Source organism: Shewanella sairae, from assembly GCF_023283535.1.
Taxonomy (GTDB): Bacteria; Pseudomonadota; Gammaproteobacteria; order Enterobacterales; family Shewanellaceae; genus Shewanella; species Shewanella sairae.
Genome location: NZ_JAKILT010000002.1, coordinates 1 through 19,483, shown reverse-complemented (window position 1 = coordinate 19,483; position 19,483 = coordinate 1). Strand labels below are relative to the sequence as shown.

Sequence of the window (19,483 nt, the reverse complement as noted above, 5' to 3'; positions counted from 1 at the left end):
ATTGAAAAGCCAGTTCAAAACTGGCTTTTTTTATGTCTAAAATTCACTGGACAAGCAGATAAAGTTTGCGGTTGAATTAAAACTTGTACAAAAAAGTGATCCTTGTACAAGTATAGGGCGTAATGAACAGTCAATTAGGGAGTATGACTATGAGCCAATTTAATTCAGATAAAATCCAGATCGGTATTAGTGCTTGTTTGCTAGGTGAGAAAGTCCGTTTTGACGGCGGCCATAAGGCATCAAGTTATTGCCGTAAAGAGATTGCAGAGCATTTTGACTATGTACCAGTTTGCCCAGAGATGGCGATTGGTATGGGGGCGCCGCGCAAATCAATTCGCTTAGAAAAAGACGGCGATATTATTTTCGTGAAAAGTGCAGATGGTTCTGTTGATGTAACAGACAAGCTTAATGAGTTTAGTGATAAAAAAGTTGAGCAACTAAACTTTTTAGGTGGCTACATTTTATGTGCTAAATCACCAACCTGCGGTATGGAGCGTGTCACTGAGTACAAGTATGGCACTAACAATGGTTGGAAGTCTGGTATTGGGGTTTATGCGAGAAAGTTGATGGAGCGTTATCCGCTGCTTCCTGTTGAAGAAGAAGGGCGCTTGCATGACTTACCTATTCGCGAGAATTTTTTTACTCGTGTATACGCTTACCATGACTGGCACATGCTAAAAGCGTCTGGTTTTACCAAGAGTAGTATCTTGGACTTTCATGCTCGCTACAAATATATGTTAATGGCGCATAATCCAAAGCTTTATCGTGAGCTTGGACCTTTGTTAGCAGATATGAGTGGTGATTTAGAAAAGATTGCAGAGACCTACTTTACTGGTTTTATGCAGATCTTAAAGATTAAAGCGACCCGTAAAAACCACACCAGTGCGCTGCAACATATCCAAGGTTACTTTAAAAAGCATCTGTCGAGCGCGCAAAAAGCAGAGCTTGCAGAGTCGATTTTGAAATACAACCAAGGCTTGCAACCTATCTTGGTGCCGATGACGCTGATTAACCATTATCTGCGTGAATTCCCAACCCCCTATATTGAGAACCAAGTGTACCTTAATCCGCACCCTCAAGAGCTCAAGCTACGTTATGCCTACTAGGCATAGGTTTGATTACTAACCTGGAGTACAGCATGGAAAAGGTTGAGGATGAAGCAATATGGTTAACCATAGGCGATGCAGCCCAGCGCACCGGGGTTAACCCGGTTACCTTGAGGGCGTGGCAAAGACGCTTTGGTTTAGTTGTCCCTAAGCGTACGCCCAAAGGGCATCGTTTATACGGCGAATCTCATTTAGCCCAAATAGAAGAGATCCTATTTTGGCTAAACCAAGGTGTGGCAATTAGTAAAGTAAAGCCGCTATTAAAGTCGTCGCAAACGCAAGCAGCGGCCAAGCCTTTAGCCAAGCAAGCGTTAACGGCTGAAGAGCAAAACCTTTGGTTAGACCATATTGAATACCTCAATCAATCTTGTCTCGATTTTAATGCTGCGGCGCTGAACGTAAAGCTTACTGAGCTATCTGGCCTGTATCCGTTTTCAGTCCTAAAAAATGGCCTTTATTGGCCATGGCTAAATGGACTTGAAGGCTTACTACTGGGCCGCCCCGATGCCGCTTGTATTGAAACCTGGGTGATTGATGAATTGTCTGCTCGTATCGCCAAAAGGCGATTGGCTCAACTACAAGCAGACGCGCAGCAGCCCTGCTTATTAGTTGAGTTACAGGGGGCTAAACCCATTAACTCATTGATTATGTCGTTAGAGTTATCGGCCTATCACGTCAACCACAACTTGGTAAAAGTCACTAATGTCAGTGAGCTGCACTTTATTGTGCAGCGACTTAACTGCAGCCAAGTCTTTTTGCTGCCGCAGCCGCAAATGACGTCCACTGAAACCCAAGCATTACAAGATTTTATGACCAGTGCTGGCGCAAAAGTATATCTGGTTGGCAGTTACGCCAAAGTGGTTAATCAAGCACTCGGCATAGCGCATTGCGATACGGTGCAACTGCTTGTGCAGTGTGGTATTGCGGTTCCTAAGCAAACGCCATTCTCACAACCAATATTGTCTGACACTAACACTAACACTAACACTGACACTGACACTGAGTCGGAGAAGTAACATGAACAGTAATCACGCTATCAGCAGTCATGCACTTGTTTGGTTTAGGCATGATTTGCGTATCGATGATAACCAAAGTTTAGTAGCTGCTTGCCAGTATGCAGCAGAGCATCAAGGTGTCGTGCGAGCGATATTTGTGGTGACGCCTAAGCAATGGGCGTCTCATGATGTTGCGCCAATTCAGTTAGATTTTATAGAAAGGCAGGTTAATCAGCTTGCCATAGAGCTGGCACAGCTTGGGATCCCACTGGATATTTGCCATGCAGATGATTTTGACGCGATACCAGAGGTGTTATTGCATTACGTCAACACTTGGCAGATGACTAAAGTGTTTGCTACGAGTGAGCCTGAATGCAATGAGCAGCACCGAGATAAAGCCGTTATTGAAGCTGGGATCGAGCTTGAACTTAGTCAGCAACATTGTTTTTTGCCGCCTTTATCCGTGCTTAATTTATCGGGTGAAATGTATAAGGTGTTTACGCCTTTTGCTAAAAAGTGGCGTCAGATAGCAAAACAAGATCCAATCCAAACGTTAACCCGCCCAAAGCCGATTGCAGCGCCATTACCGACACCTAATTATGTTGAGTTTAATTGCACTAAGATCTGCAGCGGTCAATGGCTGGTCGGTGAACATGCAGCACAAGCTAAGCTACGGCAATTTGCCTTAGATAAAGTGGCAGATTATCAAGCCAGCCGTGACTATCCTGCTATCGATGGCACTAGCCAGCTTTCTGCTTATCTTGCCATCGGCATACTCAGTCCGCGTCAATGTTTGCAAGTGCTGTTAAGCCACTATCCTGATGCGTTAGTGCATGACGAGAGTTTCGGGCGCTGCTGGTTAAACGAATTGATTTGGCGTGAGTTTTATCGTCATTTGCTGGTGGCGTTTCCCAAGCTATCAAGACGGGCAAACTTCAATGCATTAGCCGATAACATTAAATGGCGCAATAACCCTCGCGAGTTCCAAGCCTGGTGCGAGGGGCGAACAGGTTACCCATTAGTCGATGCCGCAATGCGACAGTTAAACCAAACGGGTTGGATGCATAATCGTCTGCGCATGGTGACAGCGAGTTTTTTGACTAAACATTTGCTGGTCGACTGGCGCTGGGGCGAGCGTTATTTCAGGCAAAAACTGATTGATGGCGACTTAGCGGCTAATAATGGTGGCTGGCAATGGTCTGCAGGAACTGGCTGCGATGCACAGCCGTATTTTCGAGTATTTAATCCGATTTCACAGTGCGAAAAATTTGATCCAACAGGGGCGTTTATCCGTAATTATTTACCAGAGCTTGATGAGGTAGATTTGAAGTTAATTCATAAACTTAAAATACCTACTCAAGCACAACTTTTTGTTGATACGGATTATGCTTCACCTATAGTTGATCATAAGTTTGCCAGAACGCGCGCCATAGCCGTTTTGTCTGCGATGAAGAAAGGAAGCGCTAACGTACAGCAAGCTAAAGCTCAGCAAGTTCGAGTACAGCAAGCTCAAGAAATCGATCGCATAAGTCGCGTGGATTTAGATAAGGAGATTTTTGGATGACAGCTAGCGCAGAACAAATAACAACGGGTTTGTCATCTTTGGCTGAGTCACAAGGCGAAGATTGCTCACTACAAAGCCACAGCTTAGCAGAACAGCTTGTTCAGCAAAGAGCGCTGATTGATAACTTTATTGCTTTATATCAGCAGCTCAATAAAGATAATTTGCACCTACTTGGGCAAGTTTACAGTGACGACATCGAATTTAGCGACCCACTGCATCAAGTGTCAGGCTTGCCTGCATTGACAGATTATTTTGCCAACCTCTACCAAAATGTCGCCTCAATTGATTTTGATATTCATCAGGTTATCCATCAACAAGGTGCGGCGAGCCTTAAATGGACCATGGTATTTAATCATTCTAAGTTAAATGCTGGTGCTGATATTACCGTTAAGGGAGTAAGCATCCTTGCTATAAACAACAAAATTTATCAGCATCAGGACTTTTTCGACCTCGGAACCATGTTGTACGAACATATTCCTTTGGTAGGAAGCTTGGTCAAGCTGGTTAAGTCAAAGGCATCACAATGAATACCGCCAAATTAATCAGTAAGCAGCAAAATAGCGTACTTATCACAGGTGCAAGTTCCGGTATTGGTTGGCAATTAGCGCAAGACTATATTGCCGAAGGTTGGCAAGTGTTTGCTTGCGGTCGTAATCAGCAAGCTCTATCCCAGCTTACAGGTGCAGAGCTGTTGGTATTTGATATTACCGACAAAGATGAGGTTAAAGCTCAGGCTGCTATCGTCAAATCTAAACTTTCTGCACCGCTAGATTTAGTGATTTTAAATGCGGGGAGCTGTGAGTATATTGATGATGCGGTTAACTTTGATGCAGAGTTATTTGAACGTGTGATCCGCACGAATGTGATTGCCATGGGATATTGCTTATCGGCGTTTACGCCACTTATCGGTAAGGGCGGCAGACTGGCGTTAATGGGCTCTAGCGCGGTGTACTTACCTTTCCCTCGCGCCGAAGCTTATGGCGCCTCCAAAGCTGCTGTGCAGTATTTAGCTTCCAGTTTAGCGATTGATTTAAAGCCCTATGACATTGGCGTTAGCGTTATCTGTCCGGGTTTTGTAAAAACTCCACTTACTGACAAAAATGATTTTTCAATGCCGATGCAGCAAAGTGCATCACAAGCATCGTTTGCAATTCGTAAAGGATTAGCAAAGGGCGCTAGGGAAATCCACTTTCCTAAACGTTTTACCTGGTTGCTTAAGTTAATTGCTTTATTACCGCGTAGTATTTGGGAAAAAATCAGTAGCACTAATCCAGACACAGATCCAATTGATGCGATGTCGAGTGCTGCACAGCACAATGTTGAATCAGCGACTCAAACTCAAACTCAAAAAAAAACAAAAACAAAATCAGACACAGTCAATAAGGTGCGCTAATGAATATCGTTGAAAACAGTAAGCAGCGTAAAAGAATCGCGATTGTCGGTAGTGGGATCTCAGGACTAACTAGCGCGCATATTTTATCAAAAAAGCATGATGTCACCGTATTTGAGGCCAATGACTATATCGGTGGTCATACCGCAACGATTGATGTTGAAGTGGCAGGTAAAGAGTACGCGATTGATAGCGGTTTTATTGTGTTTAACGACCGCACCTATCCGCGATTTGAACAACTGTTGGCAAGGCTTAATGTTAAAGCGTTAGCGACGGAGATGAGCTTTAGTGTGCATAACGCGACATCAGGGCTTGAGTATAACGGCAATACGTTATCTAGCTTGTTTGCCCAAAAACGCAATATCCTTAATCCTAGATTCTGGTTATTTATTCGGGAGATTTTGCGTTTTAATAAGCTGTGTAAACAAGCTTTTGCCGCTGATATCTACCAATATCAAACCTTGGGTGAGCTGTTAGATAACCAAGGCTTTAGCGACTTCTTTAGTGAGCATTACATTCTGCCGATGGGCGCTGCCATTTGGTCTTCGAGTATTGATGATATGCGCGCTTTCTCATTGCGCTTCTTTATCCAGTTTTTTGAAAATCACGGCTTACTCAATATTGCCGACAGGCCGCAGTGGTATGTATTAGAGGGCGGTTCCCGTAGTTATATTCCAGATCTCATCGCGCCTTTTAAAGATGCCATCCACTTAAACAGCCCTGTGACGGCAATTAAGCGCGAAAACGATGCCGTACAACTGCAAGTGAGTTGTGGTGAGTGGCAAGAATTTGATGAAGTGGTACTGGCTTGCCATAGCGACCAAGCGCTGGCGATGTTGCAAGACTCAACAGCAAAAGAGCAGCAGGTACTGAGCAAGCTTGCTTATCAGAATAATGAAGTTGTATTACACACAGATGAGAGCTTAATGCCTAAGCGTCAAGCTGCATGGGCTAGTTGGAATTATCGCTTAGATGGTGACACTAAAAAACAAGCTTCAGTGACCTACAACATGAACATTTTGCAGCGTTTGCCTGAGGGGGCGCCAACATTCTGTGTGACGTTAAATCAATCTGAGTTGATCTCACCTGACAAGATATTACGTACATTTAATTATGCGCATCCGGTTTTTAATGAACAAAGCCTGCAAGCTCAGTCACAAAGGCAATTAATCTCTGGCGTTAACCACACTCATTTTGCTGGGGCGTATTGGTACAACGGCTTTCATGAAGACGGTGTCCACAGTGCATTTGATGTGTGTGAAGCCTTTGGAATGCGCTTATGACCTCATCAGCGTTACAGGCTGAGCCTTTTATCAGTGGTGTGTATAGCGGCAAGGTGAGTCACCACCGCTATAGCCCCACTCGGCACAGATTTGATTATCAAATGGCGATGATGGGCATCGACCTTGACGAGCTAGAACGCATGGAGCAGCTTAGTTGGGTATTTTCGTCAACGGGTTTTGCACCATTGCGCTTTGAGCAAAAAGATTACTTAGCCAACTGCGGCGATGTGCAGCAAGACCTAAAAAGCAGAGTATTGTCTAAAGCGTTAACGTTAGGTGCAGAGAGCGGATGCAACCGTGTGGTGTTTGTTGGCCAAGTTAGACATTTTGGTATTTATTTTAGCCCGATTAATTGCTTTTTTTGCTATCAAGGCGATAGGGCTAAATACATGTTGGCCGAGGTGAGTAATACCCCTTGGAATCAACGGCATTATTACTTAGTCAACCTTGAACATACCGAGCCGACGGACAAGGTGTTTCATGTTTCGCCTTTTATGGATCTCGACATGAAATACATTTGGCGGATTAAAGCGCCGAGCAGCGAAGTGAGAGTCGGTATTGAAAATCGTAATACACAGAAGTTATTTGATGCCAATTTGTGTTTGTTTAAGCGTGAGATGAGCGCTAAAAATTTGCAATCAATGCTGATTAATTTTCCTTTTATGACACTTAAAATCGTCCAAGGAATTTATTGGCAAGCACTTAAGTTATTTTTAAAGCGTGTGCCTTTTATTGGGCATCCTGGTAAGCCAGCGGAGAAACGATAATGGAAAATATAACCACTAAAAATAATCTGGCTAATGAGCGTCTGCCGGACAGCCTTGCAAGGAAGTTGTTACTCAGTGCGCTTCCCGGACTTAATGATGGTCACTTAAGCCTTATCGATGGTGATAAGAGTTACGAGTTTGGCCGTAAAGAGTCTGATCTGCACGCAACGATTATCGTTAACAATCCCCGTTTCTACCGACAAATACTCTTGTCTGGTTCGATTGGTGCCGGCGAAGCTTACATACAAGCGCATTGGACCAGCCCTGATTTAACCAAGGTTGTGCAGCTGTTCGCCCGTAACCTGCCATTACTCGATAAGCTTGAGCAAAAGCTATCTTGGTTGACAGCGCCTTTTAGTCGCCTATCTCACCTATTTAATCGTAATACCCAAGAGGGCTCTAAGCGCAATATTTTGGCGCACTACGATCTGGGTAATGACATGTATCAGCAGTTTCTAGACAAAGAGATGCTGTATTCTAGTGCGCTTTATCCACATAGCGCCGCTTCGCTTGATGAGGCGCAGCAATACAAGCTTAAAACTATTTGCGAACGTCTAGATTTAACCCCGGGACAAACGCTATTAGAAGTGGGTACCGGTTGGGGCGCGTTAGCGATTTATGCGGCCAAACATTATGGCGTTAAGGTGACCACTACCACTATTTCTGATGCGCAATATGAATACGCGGTTGCTAAGGTTGCTAAAGAGGGCTTACAAGATTGTGTAACCTTACTCAAAGATGATTACCGCATATTAACCGGTGAGTATGACCGAGTGGTATCGATTGAAATGATTGAAGCGGTTGGTCATGAATACCTGCCAGGTTTTTTCAAAAAACTCCAAGATCTGCTCAAGCCCAATGGACGTTTATTGATCCAAGCCATTACCATTGCCGATCAGCGTTACGACAGTTACCGCAAAGGGGCTGATTTTATCCAGCGCTATATTTTCCCTGGTGGCTGCTTACCGTCAGTGACTCGCATGACCAATGAGCTTACCAAGCATACCGACTTTGTCACTTTCTCGGTTGACGATATGGGGCTAGATTACGCTAAAACCCTCAAAGACTGGCATGATAACTTTGACGCGGCACTGCCTAAGATAAAAGCACTTGGCTATGGTGATGACTTTATCCGTATGTGGAAGTTCTATTTAAGCTATTGTGAAGGCGGTTTTTTAGAACGGACTACCAGTACCGTACATTTAGTGGCAGTGCGTCCACAATATCGCTTACAGCCCAATAGTTAGTGGTGCATGTCCTGTGATTTCTGGAGGTAACATAATGCCAATTCGCATGATTCAGTTTGCAAAGCAGCACTTAATCGTGATCAACTTGCTCATGTTTCAAGCGGTTTGGTGGCTATCTATCTTGTACTTAAACTCATCCTTGTGGCTGACTATACCGCTATTGCTGGTTCACTTTGGTTTGTCTAGCGAAGTGCGCCAAGATCTAAGCTTGATGCTTAAGGTCGCCATATTTGGATTTGCCTTCGATAGCGCCTTAATGTTTACGGGCGTGTTTCAATTTCAGCAGTTCCCTTTTTGGCTGCTAGCGATATGGTGCCACTTTGCCATTTCATTGCGCTACAGCTTAGTGTTCACCCAAAAATTAACTTGGCAATTTAACGCGCTACTGGGTGGTGTCTTCGGCTGCTTAAGTTATTTAGCGGGGGCACGCTTGGAGGCGGTTGTTTTGCCGTTAGAATTATTCTACAGCGCACTGATCCTGTTCTTTGTTTGGCTCGTAATGTTCCCTATGTTTGTTAATGTCAGTCGGCCTCAACCATAAGCTCTGCTGATGATAGGGATAAAATTATGCGCGTTACATCAGTTATTGGCTGGCACAGCCTCGGTGCGATAAAACCCATAGTCTGGGTATTGAGTATTTTGCTGGCGTTTGCCAGTTCTGCCCAAGCTAAAATTGTTCAGCAGTTAATTGATGAATCGCCGCAAATCGCTGCTTCTGCCAGCGCGGGTACTCTTTCTCAAGAGGTTTTAAGTCACGCTAATCAAACACCTTTACATCACAGCGATGATTTTAAAGAGGTGGGGCGCGGCGAGATGCAGTGGTGGTGGTTTTCGCTTTACCGAGCTAAATTACTCACCCTTGATGGCAATTACAGTCAAGGTGAATTACCGCTGGTGTTAGATATTGAGTATTACCAAGAGATCCCAAGTGAGCGGCTGGTGGAAGCGACTTTAGATCAATGGCAGCATTTAGGCTTAAGCGAGCAAAGTCAGCAAAAATGGCTCGCTGAAATCAAGGCTGTTTGGCCCGATGTAGTAGAAGGTGACAAGTTAACCTTAAGGGTATTTGATTCAGGTGTGAGCCAATTTTACTTTAATGGTGAGCCGTTAGCTAAGCCTCTGCCTGAAGGCTTTGGTGACGACTTTTTAGCCATTTGGTTATCTGAATCAACCAGCCGACCAGAACTTAGAAAACAACTACTAGGAGAGCTTGCATGCGATTGTTAAGCAAGATTAAGCACACTATAGCGGTACTGGGTTTGTTGTTGCTTGCTGCCTGTTCGAGCTCTGATATTAATGACTATGAAGGCACGACGCCGAATCTAGATTTAAAGCAGTTCTTTGATGGAAAACTTACCGCTCATGGCACGGTACAAGACTACAGTGGCAAAGTAGTCAGGCGATTTACTGTTGACATGGTGGCGAGTTGGCAAGGTAATCAAGGCGAAATCAAAGAGTGGTTTGTCTATGATGACGGTGAAAAGCAGATAAGGATTTGGAACATCACCGATCTGGGGGCGGGGCAATATACGGGAACCGCAAATGACATCTTAGGTGAGGCCGAGGGGCAAGCTGTAGGCATGGCGCTGCGCTGGGAATACCAAATGATGCTGCCAGTTGATGACACTGAATATCAGGTCACTTTCGATGATTGGATGTTTTTAGTGGATGAAAACACCATTATCAATCGTAGCGACATCAACAAGTTTGGTATCACTATGGCACAAGTCACCTTAGTGATTAACAAAGTTAAGGGCTAAAGCTAATCATTGAAGCTAAGCACTAATCGCGGTTTATTTTTGACGCAGATGTGGCGTCAATGCCGCTATCATGCTCTTCTAGCTGGGTGATGTGATGACCGACTCACCCTTTGATGACGGATAAAGCCCTAATGATTAGCGATGAAGTCGGAAAGGCGGATATAGCAAAAAGAGCAAGTAAAACTTAACTAAAACAGTGTGACTCAATCTAATCCAAGATGAGTGTTTTTTAGCTAGTCTAATATAAGTTAGCCTAGTTTTAGCTAGTCTAAGGTCACTTGCTCAATTGCTTACAACTTGTTATTTAAGATACTTTCTTGCTGTTATCAACCTGCTTTTTATCGTAATACTCGAATGGAAACACGTTTCTAATGCGCTGAGTTAGCGAGTCACTCACATTTGCTGAAACATGCAGGCGCACACCATTAAGCTTTTCAGCCCTAACAGTACAAGTCAGTTTGTTCGACTTAGCGATAGCGCGGCATTCTTTGGCAAATTTGTCAGGGATTTTACCTTTGTGGGATGTGAGTCGACCGTCCTTAAAGTGCATCTCAAAGACATTTAGGCCTTTTTTACCGCTGAAGATCAGCTTGTAAATAATGAAAACAGCAATAGCAATAAAAGCAATTTTTAGTAGGGTTGGCGTCATGGAGTATCCTTTTCGTTAAAGCTCTTTTAGCCCTATTGTTAAGATACTCCTGCCATTTGTTATTTAAAAGGGCTTAGGTCACTAGATTGGAAATTTATGTGTTACAGGCTACCTTTATAGGTAATGATTTTATGGACGAAAAAAACGTTAAGGAAAACACTTTATGTCAATATCAAATGCGCATCGCTGGCTTGAAATTTGTGAAAAACAAGCCAAACTCCTCGAAAACTTATCTGAAACTTTCCCCCAACGCCAAAGGCAGCATACGCAGCTGAGCCAAAGCTGGCGTAGAGTAGCGGCGGAAATTATTACAGAGCAACCGCTCAAATAGCGACAGTTCATACCGAGTGTGGCTAAAGTTTAATAGCCTTAGTTAGACAAGAGTTAGACAAGATATTATAGCCTTATCTAAATGGCTGAGAAATTTGATTTCTCAGCCTTTTTTCTAGAAGACTTAGCAGTTTTTAATGGTGTTATCGGCGTATACTCTTTGCCTACATTGATCTGGCTTAGCGGTAATAATAATGGCCCATTTTGTTGGCAAATATGAAGTTGAATTTAAGTATCGACTGCAGTCTAAAATCGATTTTTTGCAAAAGCTAAGGCTGTTAGCCGTTGAAGTCATGCTTGAAGATAATGCGGAGTATGATTGCTACTTTGATATGCCGAGTAACACTTTGGGTACGCAACATAAGAGTGTATGTATTCGAGAAATGCAACCATCTGGCATTAAATTATGGATCGTTAAAGGCCCTGAAAAGGATCGCTGCGAAGCCGTCGATATTAGCGACAGTGATAGAGCTAAAAGCATGCTGCTTACCATGGGGTTTGAGCGGGTTTTAGAGTTACATAAGACTCGCAGCATCTACTTCTTAGGTAAGTTTCATATCACGGTTGATACCTTAGCTGGAGTCGGTGACTTTGCTGAGCTTGCCATCATGACTGATGACGAGGACTCTCTTGCACGTTTTAAGTCTGAATTACTGGCATTAGCAGCAAGCTTGGGGTTAACTCCTGATATGGAAGAGCACAATTCTTATCGTCAGTTGCAAGAAGCATTACAGGTTAGCTACTCGCAATGACCTGAGTTTGACGGTTTTGCAGGGTGAAGTTTACAGGAACAAATGCTCTTCTTAAGAGTCCTAATGGTTCGGCAACCTCAGTGTTGCAAGTATTTTTGTTGCCAGTTATCGAAAAACTTACTGATTGTGTTATCAAATAAAGGAACGCCCATGCAGCTTAATGATATAAATTTGCTACGTCAGCAATGTTACATCAATGGTCAATGGTGTGATGCAAATAATCAAAGCACGATAGATATTGCTAACCCAGCAACTTTTGATGTCATAGGCTCTGTGCCAGTCATGGGAGCTGATGAAACTAAAGCGGCAATTGATGCTGCTGAAGCAGCACTGCCTGCATGGCGGGCATTAACTGCAAAAGAGCGCAGTAGTAAGTTAACTCGTTGGTTTGAATTAGTGTTAGCGCACCAAGATGATTTAGCCTTATTAATGACAACTGAGCAAGGAAAGCCGCTCGGCGAAGCTAAAGGAGAGGTTGCTTACGCGGCATCTTTTATTGAATGGTTTAGCGAAGAAGCCAAGCGTATATACGGCGACACAATTCCTGGTCACCAGGCTGATAAGCGCTTGATGGTAATTAAGCAAAGCGTTGGCGTAACGGCTGCCATTACACCTTGGAACTTTCCTGCAGCGATGATCACCCGTAAAGCCGCGCCAGCATTAGCCGCGGGCTGCACTATGGTGGTTAAGCCAGCACCGCAGACTCCTTTTACTGCTTTGGCTCTGGCTGAATTAGCCGAACGAGCTGGCATTCCTAAAGGCGTATTTAATGTGGTCACAGGTGATGCGGTAGCGATAGGTAATGAGCTATGTGCTAACCCCACTGTGCGTAAGTTATCGTTTACTGGCTCGACGCCGGTAGGGATAAAGCTGATGCAACAGTGCGCGCCTACACTTAAAAAAATGTCGCTCGAATTGGGGGGCAATGCGCCTTTTATCGTGTTCGATGATGCCGATATTGATGCCGGCGTTGAAGGGGCAATGATCGCAAAATATCGTAATGCTGGCCAAACTTGTGTCTGCGCTAATCGAATCTATGTACAAGATAAAGTCTACGACGCGTTTGCTAGCAAGCTTGCTGCGGCAGTGGCTAAACTCAACATCGGAGTGGGAACTGAACCGGGTGTTACAACTGGCCCGCTTATTAATGCTGATGCAGTCGCTAAGGTGCAATCTCATCTAGATGATGCGTTATCAAAAGGCGCTAAGCTGCTTGCTGGCGGTAAGCTTGCCAGTATTGGCGGCCACTTTTTCGAGCCTACCATTATTACTGATGTCGATAAAACCATGTTGGTTGCTAAAGAAGAAACCTTCGGCCCATTAGCGCCACTGTTTAAGTTTTCTAATGTTGATGATGTTATCCAGCAGGCTAACGACACCGAGTTTGGCTTAGCTGCCTATTTTTATGGTCGCGATATCTCATTAGTCTGGAAAGTGGCCGAGGCATTAGAGTACGGTATGGTAGGTGTAAATACGGGATTAATCTCAACCGAAGTTGCGCCGTTTGGTGGTATAAAATCATCGGGGTTAGGCCGTGAAGGGTCAAAGTTTGGCATCGAAGAATACCTTGAGATGAAGTACATATGTATGTCGGTTTAATACGGTCATTGAATCATAGGGGCGAGCCAGCGCCCCTTAAGCTAAATCCATAAACCCAAACTAAGTTAAAAAAAGTTAGTGTCTTATTTAACAATCAACACTGGGCAACGGGCTTTATTCACCACTTTCTCGGCAGTATTGGTATTGAGAAAGTGGTTTAACCCAGTACGGCCGTGGCTGGCAATGACAATCATACCGGCATCGATATTTTTAGCGGTTGCTAAGATTTGCTCTACCGGGTGACCGTGGCTAATACTGCTTTCAAAAGGGAAGTAGCCCTCTAGTGAGTCAATATATTGCTGCATTTCTACTGCTGCTTGCTTTTCCATTCTCTCGTTGAGTTCATCTTGTGTTTCAGCGAGTACTCGAGTGTGTTTATCACCGAATGGTTTATCGACGACATGCAGCAGACGCACGCCTACTTGATATAAGTTTGCCATCTCTACGGCATAGCTTATTGCATGAGATGCCGTTTCTGAAAAGTCAGTTGGACAAAGGATTATTCGGCTGCGCATAACACCCTCCTGTATACCTTCGTTTTACAATCATATCTGAAATGCCATAACGAAATAGTGCTATGGCAAGAGATTTTCACTTACTTTAAATATAGGTGTTTTATGCGGATGCGTAAAACTTGCTAAGCCAAGGAGTTACTTGCTGCTGTGGATAACGCGGGTAAAAAAGCCCACGCGAGTGGGCAGTTTTGTTGTGGATATAACACTTAGGTTTTTATAAGCACGCTTTGCAGTCGTTTCAGGCTTAATCCCATAACGATGACGCTGCATTCAACAATTGCTATGCCCATTATTAAAGAAAATAGCGCGGGAACATGTCTTATAAAATCCATAAAAGACCTCTAATTTAGGTTTGATAAAGCTAATTTGAGTCATAAATATCCCATAGCTTGTCAGATATATACTTGATAAAAGTCACAAAAACATCAGCCTTAATTATTGTTAATTTTAGCTTTAGTGAGATCAATATCGCAGATGAAATGCGCTATTTCAGTAGGCACATTAATTTCGGTCAAAGGGCTGTCCAAGTCGGAAAAATAATTATTGAACTCAATCGTTGTTCATTACGTACTAATTTATTAGGTGAATAATTGCGCAAATTGTGGCAATTCAATTTATACCGACTAGTTTCAATAAGGTGCACAAGAAGATAAGAGACTGCTTATGAACCGAATATCCCTACTATTAATACTACTATTTTGGACAACGGCTGCAGCCGCTGACTATGACCCCAGCTTTAAAATTGGCAAGGAGAAAGCCAAGGTTTGTATGACCTGCCACGGTGAAGATGGCATATCTACTATTGATCCTTACCCTAATTTACGTGGTCAAAAGATGGGGTATTTGATCTCCTCTTTAAAAGATTATCAATCCAGACAGCGCACCAGTGGTTTAGCTATTTTGATGCAACAGCAAGCTGACACACTTAGCGAACAGGATATGAAAGACATCTCCTACTATTACTCGGTTTTGGGCACGAAAAAAGAAGAGGAGTAGGGCATGCTAGTAGGCACTGATAACTATGATGTAAAAGTCGTTCGGTATTTTATTATTGCAGCACTTGGCTGGTCGATAGCGGGTATGTTTATTGGCGTGGTATTAGCCGCGCAGCTCTACTGGCCGGCACTTAATTTTGATTCTGAATATATTCAATTTGGTCGTCTACGTCCCTTGCACACATCTGGGGTGATATATGGCTTTGTGGTTAATATCTTGATGGGTACATCCTTGTATATTGTGCAGCGGACGGGTCAAACAAGGTTATTTAACAGAAGCCTGTCTTGGATGGTGTTTTGGGGCTGGCAACTGGTGCTTATGCTTGCGCTGATTAGTTTGCCGTTAGGTTATACGACCAGTAAAGAGTATGCGGAACTCGAGTGGCCAATAGACATTTTAATTGTCATTGTATGGGTGCTGTATGCAGTACTGTTTTTTGGCACTATCGCGAAACGAAAAGTACATCATATCTTTGTCGCTAATTGGTTTTTTGGTGCGTTTATCATCGTTATTGCACTGATTTTTATCCTCAATAATCTAGCCTTACCCGCTTACTTTATGAAGTCGTACTCAGTGTTTGCAGGTGCCCAAGATGCCATTGTGCAGTGGTGGTGGGGCCACAACGCGGTAGGGTTCTTATTAACAGCTGGCATCATTGGTATGAATTATTACTTCATCCCCAAGATCTCTGAACGTCCTATCTATTCCTATCGCTTGTCGATTATTCATTTCTGGGGACTAGTCGGTTTCTATACTTGGGCGGGAACCCATCATCTGGTTTACTCATCAGTCCCTGTGTGGGTGCAAAACATCGGTATTGTTATGTCACTTATCTTGTGGCTACCCTCATGGGCAGGTGCATTTAATAGTGCGATGACGCTACTGCAGAATAAAGCCAAGTTGAAAACCGATTACATCATGTGGTTCTTTATGTCGGCTATTTTGTATTACTGCTTAGCGACATTCGAGGGACCATTGCTGGCAATCCGTTGGTTTAATATGTTAGCTCACAACACAGAATGGATTATTGGACATGTGCATTCCGCAGCGCTTGGCTGGGTGGGAATGTCAGGTATCGCAGTATTTTATTATTTCATTCCAAGGCTTTGGGGAAAGGACGGTCTTTGGTCGCAGCGATTACTTAAATGGCACTTTTGGTTAGCCCATCTAGGTGTTGCCCTATACGCTATTGCCTTGTGGGTTGCAGGGATTGGTGAAGGCTACATGTGGCTTGCTCAGCAAGAAAATGGCTCGCTTGTCTACAGTTTTGTTGAGGCTATGGACTTTAAAGCCCCTTGGTTGTTTGTACGTTTCTTTGGCGGTGCATGCTTTGTATTCGGTCTGCTATTGATGGCATTTAACTTATATAAGACGGTTACTGCAACTGAATTAGTGGAGGGTAGTAAAGATGCTTAGTAAAGACTTTACCCAATCTTTGGTGATCCTCATTGTCGCAACTGTGGTTGTCGCGAGTTTCTCAATTGTAGTGCTAATTGTACCGAACTTAGTACGTACTGACGAAATTAGGGCTAACTCGCTGGCTAAACCATTAACAGCAATTGAGGTGTCAGGGCGTGACGTTTATATCAGTGAAGGCTGTCATGTTTGCCATACACAAATGGTACGAAACATAGACCCTGAAGTTAAGCGTGATGGCAGAGCCAATAAAGAAGCTGACGATATCTACGAGTTTCCTAATTTGTGGGGGTCTAAACGCACAGGGCCTGACTTAACGAATCTGGGCCGAAAATACTCTGAGCAATGGCAGCGGATCCATCTAATAAATCCAAGACAGGTTGTACCGACATCATTAATGCCTGCTTATCCATGGTTATTTGAACAGGTGCTCACTGGAGATGAAATTGAAGCCAAAATGCGGGCGCTGCAAACATTAGGCGTTCCATACTCCGATAACGAGATTGAAAGAGCGAGACTTGCGGTTAGAGGCGTAAGTAAAGGGGAGGCTTTGGTTCAATATCTACAAAGCTTAGGACAAGACACAGCCAGTGATCAGGAGCGTTAATATGACTGTTTTCTGGAATGCATGGGTCGTAGGATTCATCGTTATTTTTCTTAGTTTTATGGCGCTGGTTATTATTAAGTATTGGCGTGACAATCACAGTGCTGATGAACATAAAACCATTGATACCTTTGATGGCATTGATGAAAACGATGCGCCGCCTCCTAGATTGCTGTTTATCTCTTACCTAGTCGCATTTGTTATGTCAGTTATCTTCTTAGTTCTATACCCGGGGTTAGGTAATTGGAATGGCTTAATGGGCTGGGTGCAAAGTGATGATGCTTTGAGCTCGCCTGTAACCGATTTAGAAATTGAAATGGCGCCATTAAATGATAAAAGTTTAATGGCGCTGGCTAAAAATAAAGTGATTACCGATAGCGGTGCATCATTATTTGAAACTCATTGTGCTGCTTGTCACCGCCGTAATGCGCAAGGGCAAAAACACTTTCCAAATCTGGTTGATAATGAGTGGCTTTATGGAGGCAGCGAGTCGGAGATTTTACATTCGATAGAAAAGGGGCGTCATGGTGCAATGCCTGGCTGGAAAGGTATTTTATCTGATGATCAAATCACTAAGATGGCTTATTACATTGCTTCACTGCAGCCTGAGCGACGTAATTTAAATGCACCACAGGTGAAGATTGATCTTGGTAGAGGCATATTTACTCAATATTGTGCCAGTTGTCATGGCGATGGCACGGTTGCCAATACGCAAATTGGTGCGCCCTTACTTAATGATGCCATTTGGCTGCATGGTGGCAGTATTGAAGAGATTAAACACACTATCGATTTTGGCTTAAATAACTTAATGCCAGGCTTTGAGTCTCAACTCTCTAATAATGAAATTTTGGCTGTTGGTGCCTATATCACAGAGCAGCGTTTAATCAGTGATGCTAAGTTAGCAGCGTTAGACCCTGAAGCGGTTAAGCGGGGAGAATACTTGATAAACGCCGGTGACTGTGTGGCATGTCATAGCTCTGAAGGTGGTGAACGTTTTGCTGGTGGTCTGCCATTTAAAACCCCATTTGGTACTGTATATTCAACCAACATTACTCCGCATGTGAGTGAAGGTATAGGCAGTGATGATTATGCTGATTTCAAAGCGGCCTTGTTTGATGGTAAAGGCCGTCATGGTTATCTATACCCTGCGATGCCATACACCTCATATCAGTATTTAAAAGAGCAGGATACTCAAGACTTATGGAGTTATTTGCAGTCGATTACCGCAGTCGCGAGGCAAAACGATAAGAATGAGATGATCTTCCCATCGAACATTCGCACCGGACTATTGGGTTGGAACTTGGTCTTTATGGATACAGCACCGTTATCTTATGAAGCGCCTAAACATGTTGAATTAACTGAGCAAGAGCTAAAAGAGTGGCAACAGGGTAAGTATTGGGTGATGGGTCTTGGTCATTGTAGCGAGTGTCATACGCCGCGTAATCTTGCTCAGGCCTTGATCCCTGAGAAGATATTCCAAGGTAACTTGATCGATGGTTGGAACGCGCCGGATATAAGTGCTAAAGAGCTTTATCAAGACCGCTGGGATATGGAGTCACTAACCGACTTTTTACATACCGGTCATTCTTCGAAAGGCTCTGCATTTGCGGGCATGGCTGATGTAGTGAAAAATAGTACGAGTTTAATGACGCGTGATGATATTAAAACCATCTCACGGTATTTGCTGGTGGGCGATGAATACAACACCATTCCAGCAGATACACAGCAACTGAACCCAACGGGTTTTACCCAAGAAGCTTATGCTGATAAGCAATTCAATGCTTATTCATTGTATGCAGAGACTTGTGGGGCTTGTCATGGTGAAGACGGTAAAGGACGAGATCCGATTGCACCAACTCTGCTAAATAACGGCATCATTATGCACAGTGATCCGTTTAATACAATTGCTGTGACAATACGTGGGCTGTCACCGACCTACTTAGATGAAGAACGTAATTTTATGCCGATGACCAGCTTCCAAAATGTATTGACGGATACTGAGCTGGCAAATCTTATTAGCTTCGTTCGTTACTATTTAGGTGATAGAAAAGAGCCGGTTACAGCTGAACAAGTCAAAGCGGTTCGTAGGCAATTAGAGAAAGCAGGCTTTGCAGGCAATCTGCATACCACGCCTGATATGTATGACCATAGAGACGGTGATATTAGTATCGACTAATCTTCAGGGTAGGGGCAGTTTTATGTCTTATTTAAAGCCTACACAAGGTAGGCTTTTCCGTTTAAATTGGTGGTCTTCGCAGACTTGAACTGCATGAATTGATGACGATTAAGGTTTTTTATATGAAGCCATGTCATTTTCTGCAGATACAAAAAAGCCTACACAAGGTAGGCTTTTCCGTTTTAAATTGGTGGTCTTCGCAGACTTGAACTGCATGAATTGATGACGATTAAGATTTTTATTTGAAGCCATGTCATTTTCTGCAGATACAAAAAAGCCTACACAAGGTAGGCTTTTCCGTTTTAAATTGGTGGTCTTCGCAGACTTGAACTGC

21 protein-coding genes are annotated in these 19,483 nt (G+C 43.6%); 18 read left to right on the top strand and 3 right to left on the bottom strand.

Annotated features, from left to right (window positions below; genetic code table 11):
* The first annotated feature begins 149 nt into the window (after positions 1 to 149).
* The 11 genes from L2748_RS00905 to L2748_RS00855 are packed head-to-tail and all read left to right on the top strand — an operon-like array spanning position 150 to position 10,112.
* Positions 150 to 1,106 (top strand): YbgA family protein, encoded by a 957-nt coding sequence (locus L2748_RS00905; protein WP_220779412.1) that lies wholly within the window; start codon positions 150 to 152, stop codon positions 1,104 to 1,106.
* A gap of 32 nt (positions 1,107 to 1,138) precedes the next feature.
* Positions 1,139 to 2,122 carry a MerR family transcriptional regulator gene (locus L2748_RS00900; protein WP_220779414.1) on the top strand — a complete coding sequence of 328 codons (984 nt, stop codon included), beginning with the start codon at positions 1,139 to 1,141 and terminating at the stop codon, positions 2,120 to 2,122.
* Position 2,123: 1 nt separating this feature from the next.
* On the top strand, positions 2,124 to 3,665 hold the full coding sequence (gene phrB / locus L2748_RS00895) for a deoxyribodipyrimidine photo-lyase (protein ID WP_220779416.1): 1,542 nt from the start codon (positions 2,124 to 2,126) through the stop codon (positions 3,663 to 3,665).
* Complete coding sequence (locus L2748_RS00890) at positions 3,662 to 4,192, top strand: nuclear transport factor 2 family protein (RefSeq protein WP_220779418.1); 531 nt, start codon at positions 3,662 to 3,664, stop codon at positions 4,190 to 4,192. The genes phrB and L2748_RS00890 overlap by 4 nt, the downstream gene beginning before the upstream one ends.
* Positions 4,189 to 5,058, top strand: coding sequence for an SDR family NAD(P)-dependent oxidoreductase (locus L2748_RS00885; RefSeq protein WP_220779420.1), 870 nt, complete (start codon positions 4,189 to 4,191; stop codon positions 5,056 to 5,058). Before L2748_RS00890 ends, L2748_RS00885 begins: the two co-directional genes overlap by 4 nt.
* A complete protein-coding gene (locus L2748_RS00880; RefSeq protein ID WP_220779421.1) occupies positions 5,058 to 6,338 on the top strand; it encodes an NAD(P)/FAD-dependent oxidoreductase in 1,281 nt (426 codons plus the stop codon). The genes L2748_RS00885 and L2748_RS00880 overlap by 1 nt, the downstream gene beginning before the upstream one ends.
* Positions 6,335 to 7,105 carry a DUF1365 domain-containing protein gene (locus tag L2748_RS00875; protein ID WP_220779423.1) on the top strand — a complete coding sequence of 257 codons (771 nt, stop codon included), beginning with the start codon at positions 6,335 to 6,337 and terminating at the stop codon, positions 7,103 to 7,105. The genes L2748_RS00880 and L2748_RS00875 overlap by 4 nt, the downstream gene beginning before the upstream one ends.
* Positions 7,105 to 8,352, top strand: a complete 1,248-nt coding sequence (locus tag L2748_RS00870) for an SAM-dependent methyltransferase (RefSeq protein WP_220779425.1) — start codon at positions 7,105 to 7,107, stop codon at positions 8,350 to 8,352. The genes L2748_RS00875 and L2748_RS00870 overlap by 1 nt, the downstream gene beginning before the upstream one ends.
* 34 nt (positions 8,353 to 8,386) lie before the next feature.
* Positions 8,387 to 8,893, top strand: coding sequence for a DUF2878 domain-containing protein (locus L2748_RS00865; protein WP_220779427.1), 507 nt, complete (start codon positions 8,387 to 8,389; stop codon positions 8,891 to 8,893).
* A 26-nt stretch (positions 8,894 to 8,919) separates the two neighbouring features.
* On the top strand, positions 8,920 to 9,579 hold the full coding sequence (locus L2748_RS00860) for a chalcone isomerase family protein (protein WP_220779429.1): 660 nt from the start codon (positions 8,920 to 8,922) through the stop codon (positions 9,577 to 9,579).
* Complete coding sequence (locus L2748_RS00855) at positions 9,567 to 10,112, top strand: DUF3833 domain-containing protein (RefSeq protein ID WP_220779431.1); 546 nt, start codon at positions 9,567 to 9,569, stop codon at positions 10,110 to 10,112. Before L2748_RS00860 ends, L2748_RS00855 begins: the two co-directional genes overlap by 13 nt.
* 304 nt (positions 10,113 to 10,416) lie before the next feature.
* Here the strand turns inward: L2748_RS00855 and L2748_RS00850 are convergent, their stop codons facing one another.
* A complete protein-coding gene (locus L2748_RS00850; RefSeq protein ID WP_220779433.1) occupies positions 10,417 to 10,761 on the bottom strand; it encodes a DUF3634 family protein in 345 nt (114 codons plus the stop codon).
* Positions 10,762 to 10,924: 163 nt separating this feature from the next.
* Between L2748_RS00850 and L2748_RS00845 the strand changes: the two genes are divergently transcribed.
* The 3 genes from L2748_RS00845 to gabD all read left to right on the top strand — a co-directional run bounded on the left by L2748_RS00845 (position 10,925) and on the right by gabD (position 13,442).
* Positions 10,925 to 11,092 carry a hypothetical protein gene (locus L2748_RS00845; RefSeq protein ID WP_220779435.1) on the top strand — a complete coding sequence of 56 codons (168 nt, stop codon included), beginning with the start codon at positions 10,925 to 10,927 and terminating at the stop codon, positions 11,090 to 11,092.
* A 193-nt stretch (positions 11,093 to 11,285) separates the two neighbouring features.
* Positions 11,286 to 11,843: a class IV adenylate cyclase gene (gene cyaB / locus L2748_RS00840; RefSeq protein WP_220779437.1), complete on the top strand. Its 558-nt coding sequence runs from the start codon at positions 11,286 to 11,288 to the stop codon at positions 11,841 to 11,843.
* A gap of 150 nt (positions 11,844 to 11,993) precedes the next feature.
* The gene (gene gabD / locus L2748_RS00835) at positions 11,994 to 13,442 is read left to right on the top strand and encodes an NADP-dependent succinate-semialdehyde dehydrogenase (RefSeq protein WP_220779439.1); all 1,449 of its coding nucleotides are present in this window, start codon (positions 11,994 to 11,996) and stop codon (positions 13,440 to 13,442) included.
* A gap of 83 nt (positions 13,443 to 13,525) precedes the next feature.
* Here gabD and L2748_RS00830 read toward each other — a convergent pair whose 3' ends face one another.
* Complete coding sequence (locus tag L2748_RS00830) at positions 13,526 to 13,957, bottom strand: universal stress protein (protein ID WP_220779441.1); 432 nt, start codon at positions 13,955 to 13,957, stop codon at positions 13,526 to 13,528.
* Positions 13,958 to 14,620: 663 nt separating this feature from the next.
* Here L2748_RS00830 and L2748_RS00825 point away from each other — a divergent pair.
* From L2748_RS00825 to L2748_RS00810, 4 genes are read left to right on the top strand one after another with little or no spacing between them, the layout of a single operon-like run.
* Entirely contained in the window at positions 14,621 to 14,953 is a 333-nt protein-coding gene (locus L2748_RS00825) for a c-type cytochrome (protein WP_220779443.1), read from the top strand.
* A gap of 3 nt (positions 14,954 to 14,956) precedes the next feature.
* Positions 14,957 to 16,369, top strand: coding sequence for a cytochrome-c oxidase, cbb3-type subunit I (gene ccoN / locus L2748_RS00820; protein ID WP_220779445.1), 1,413 nt, complete (start codon positions 14,957 to 14,959; stop codon positions 16,367 to 16,369).
* Positions 16,362 to 16,976: a cbb3-type cytochrome c oxidase subunit II gene (locus L2748_RS00815; RefSeq protein ID WP_220779447.1), complete on the top strand. Its 615-nt coding sequence runs from the start codon at positions 16,362 to 16,364 to the stop codon at positions 16,974 to 16,976. Before ccoN ends, L2748_RS00815 begins: the two co-directional genes overlap by 8 nt.
* 1 nt (position 16,977) lies before the next feature.
* Positions 16,978 to 19,149, top strand: coding sequence for a cytochrome c (locus tag L2748_RS00810; protein WP_220779449.1), 2,172 nt, complete (start codon positions 16,978 to 16,980; stop codon positions 19,147 to 19,149).
* 108 nt (positions 19,150 to 19,257) lie between these two features.
* Here L2748_RS00810 and L2748_RS00805 read toward each other — a convergent pair.
* On the bottom strand, positions 19,258 to 19,483 hold a 226-nt coding region (locus L2748_RS00805), incomplete at its 5' end, for a hypothetical protein (protein WP_248957661.1).

What these genes read in the sequence shown, in the direction of transcription:
- L2748_RS00855 (WP_220779431.1), top strand. Translation starts at nt 9,567, where the DNA reads ATGCGATTGTTAAGCAAGATTAAGCACACTATAGCGGTACTGGGTTTG.
- L2748_RS00830 (WP_220779441.1), bottom strand. Translation starts at nt 13,957, where the DNA reads ATGCGCAGCCGAATAATCCTTTGTCCAACTGACTTTTCAGAAACGGCA.
- L2748_RS00885 (WP_220779420.1), top strand. Translation starts at nt 4,189, where the DNA reads ATGAATACCGCCAAATTAATCAGTAAGCAGCAAAATAGCGTACTTATC.
- phrB (WP_220779416.1), top strand. Translation starts at nt 2,124, where the DNA reads ATGAACAGTAATCACGCTATCAGCAGTCATGCACTTGTTTGGTTTAGG.
- L2748_RS00880 (WP_220779421.1), top strand. Translation starts at nt 5,058, where the DNA reads ATGAATATCGTTGAAAACAGTAAGCAGCGTAAAAGAATCGCGATTGTC.
- L2748_RS00860 (WP_220779429.1), top strand. Translation starts at nt 8,920, where the DNA reads ATGCGCGTTACATCAGTTATTGGCTGGCACAGCCTCGGTGCGATAAAA.
- L2748_RS00825 (WP_220779443.1), top strand. Translation starts at nt 14,621, where the DNA reads ATGAACCGAATATCCCTACTATTAATACTACTATTTTGGACAACGGCT.
- L2748_RS00845 (WP_220779435.1), top strand. Translation starts at nt 10,925, where the DNA reads ATGTCAATATCAAATGCGCATCGCTGGCTTGAAATTTGTGAAAAACAA.
- L2748_RS00890 (WP_220779418.1), top strand. Translation starts at nt 3,662, where the DNA reads ATGACAGCTAGCGCAGAACAAATAACAACGGGTTTGTCATCTTTGGCT.
- L2748_RS00900 (WP_220779414.1), top strand. Translation starts at nt 1,139, where the DNA reads ATGGAAAAGGTTGAGGATGAAGCAATATGGTTAACCATAGGCGATGCA.
- gabD (WP_220779439.1), top strand. Translation starts at nt 11,994, where the DNA reads ATGCAGCTTAATGATATAAATTTGCTACGTCAGCAATGTTACATCAAT.
- L2748_RS00875 (WP_220779423.1), top strand. Translation starts at nt 6,335, where the DNA reads ATGACCTCATCAGCGTTACAGGCTGAGCCTTTTATCAGTGGTGTGTAT.
- L2748_RS00870 (WP_220779425.1), top strand. Translation starts at nt 7,105, where the DNA reads ATGGAAAATATAACCACTAAAAATAATCTGGCTAATGAGCGTCTGCCG.
- L2748_RS00850 (WP_220779433.1), bottom strand. Translation starts at nt 10,761, where the DNA reads ATGACGCCAACCCTACTAAAAATTGCTTTTATTGCTATTGCTGTTTTC.
- L2748_RS00905 (WP_220779412.1), top strand. Translation starts at nt 150, where the DNA reads ATGAGCCAATTTAATTCAGATAAAATCCAGATCGGTATTAGTGCTTGT.
- L2748_RS00810 (WP_220779449.1), top strand. Translation starts at nt 16,978, where the DNA reads ATGACTGTTTTCTGGAATGCATGGGTCGTAGGATTCATCGTTATTTTT.
- L2748_RS00815 (WP_220779447.1), top strand. Translation starts at nt 16,362, where the DNA reads ATGCTTAGTAAAGACTTTACCCAATCTTTGGTGATCCTCATTGTCGCA.
- L2748_RS00865 (WP_220779427.1), top strand. Translation starts at nt 8,387, where the DNA reads ATGCCAATTCGCATGATTCAGTTTGCAAAGCAGCACTTAATCGTGATC.
- ccoN (WP_220779445.1), top strand. Translation starts at nt 14,957, where the DNA reads ATGCTAGTAGGCACTGATAACTATGATGTAAAAGTCGTTCGGTATTTT.
- cyaB (WP_220779437.1), top strand. Translation starts at nt 11,286, where the DNA reads ATGGCCCATTTTGTTGGCAAATATGAAGTTGAATTTAAGTATCGACTG.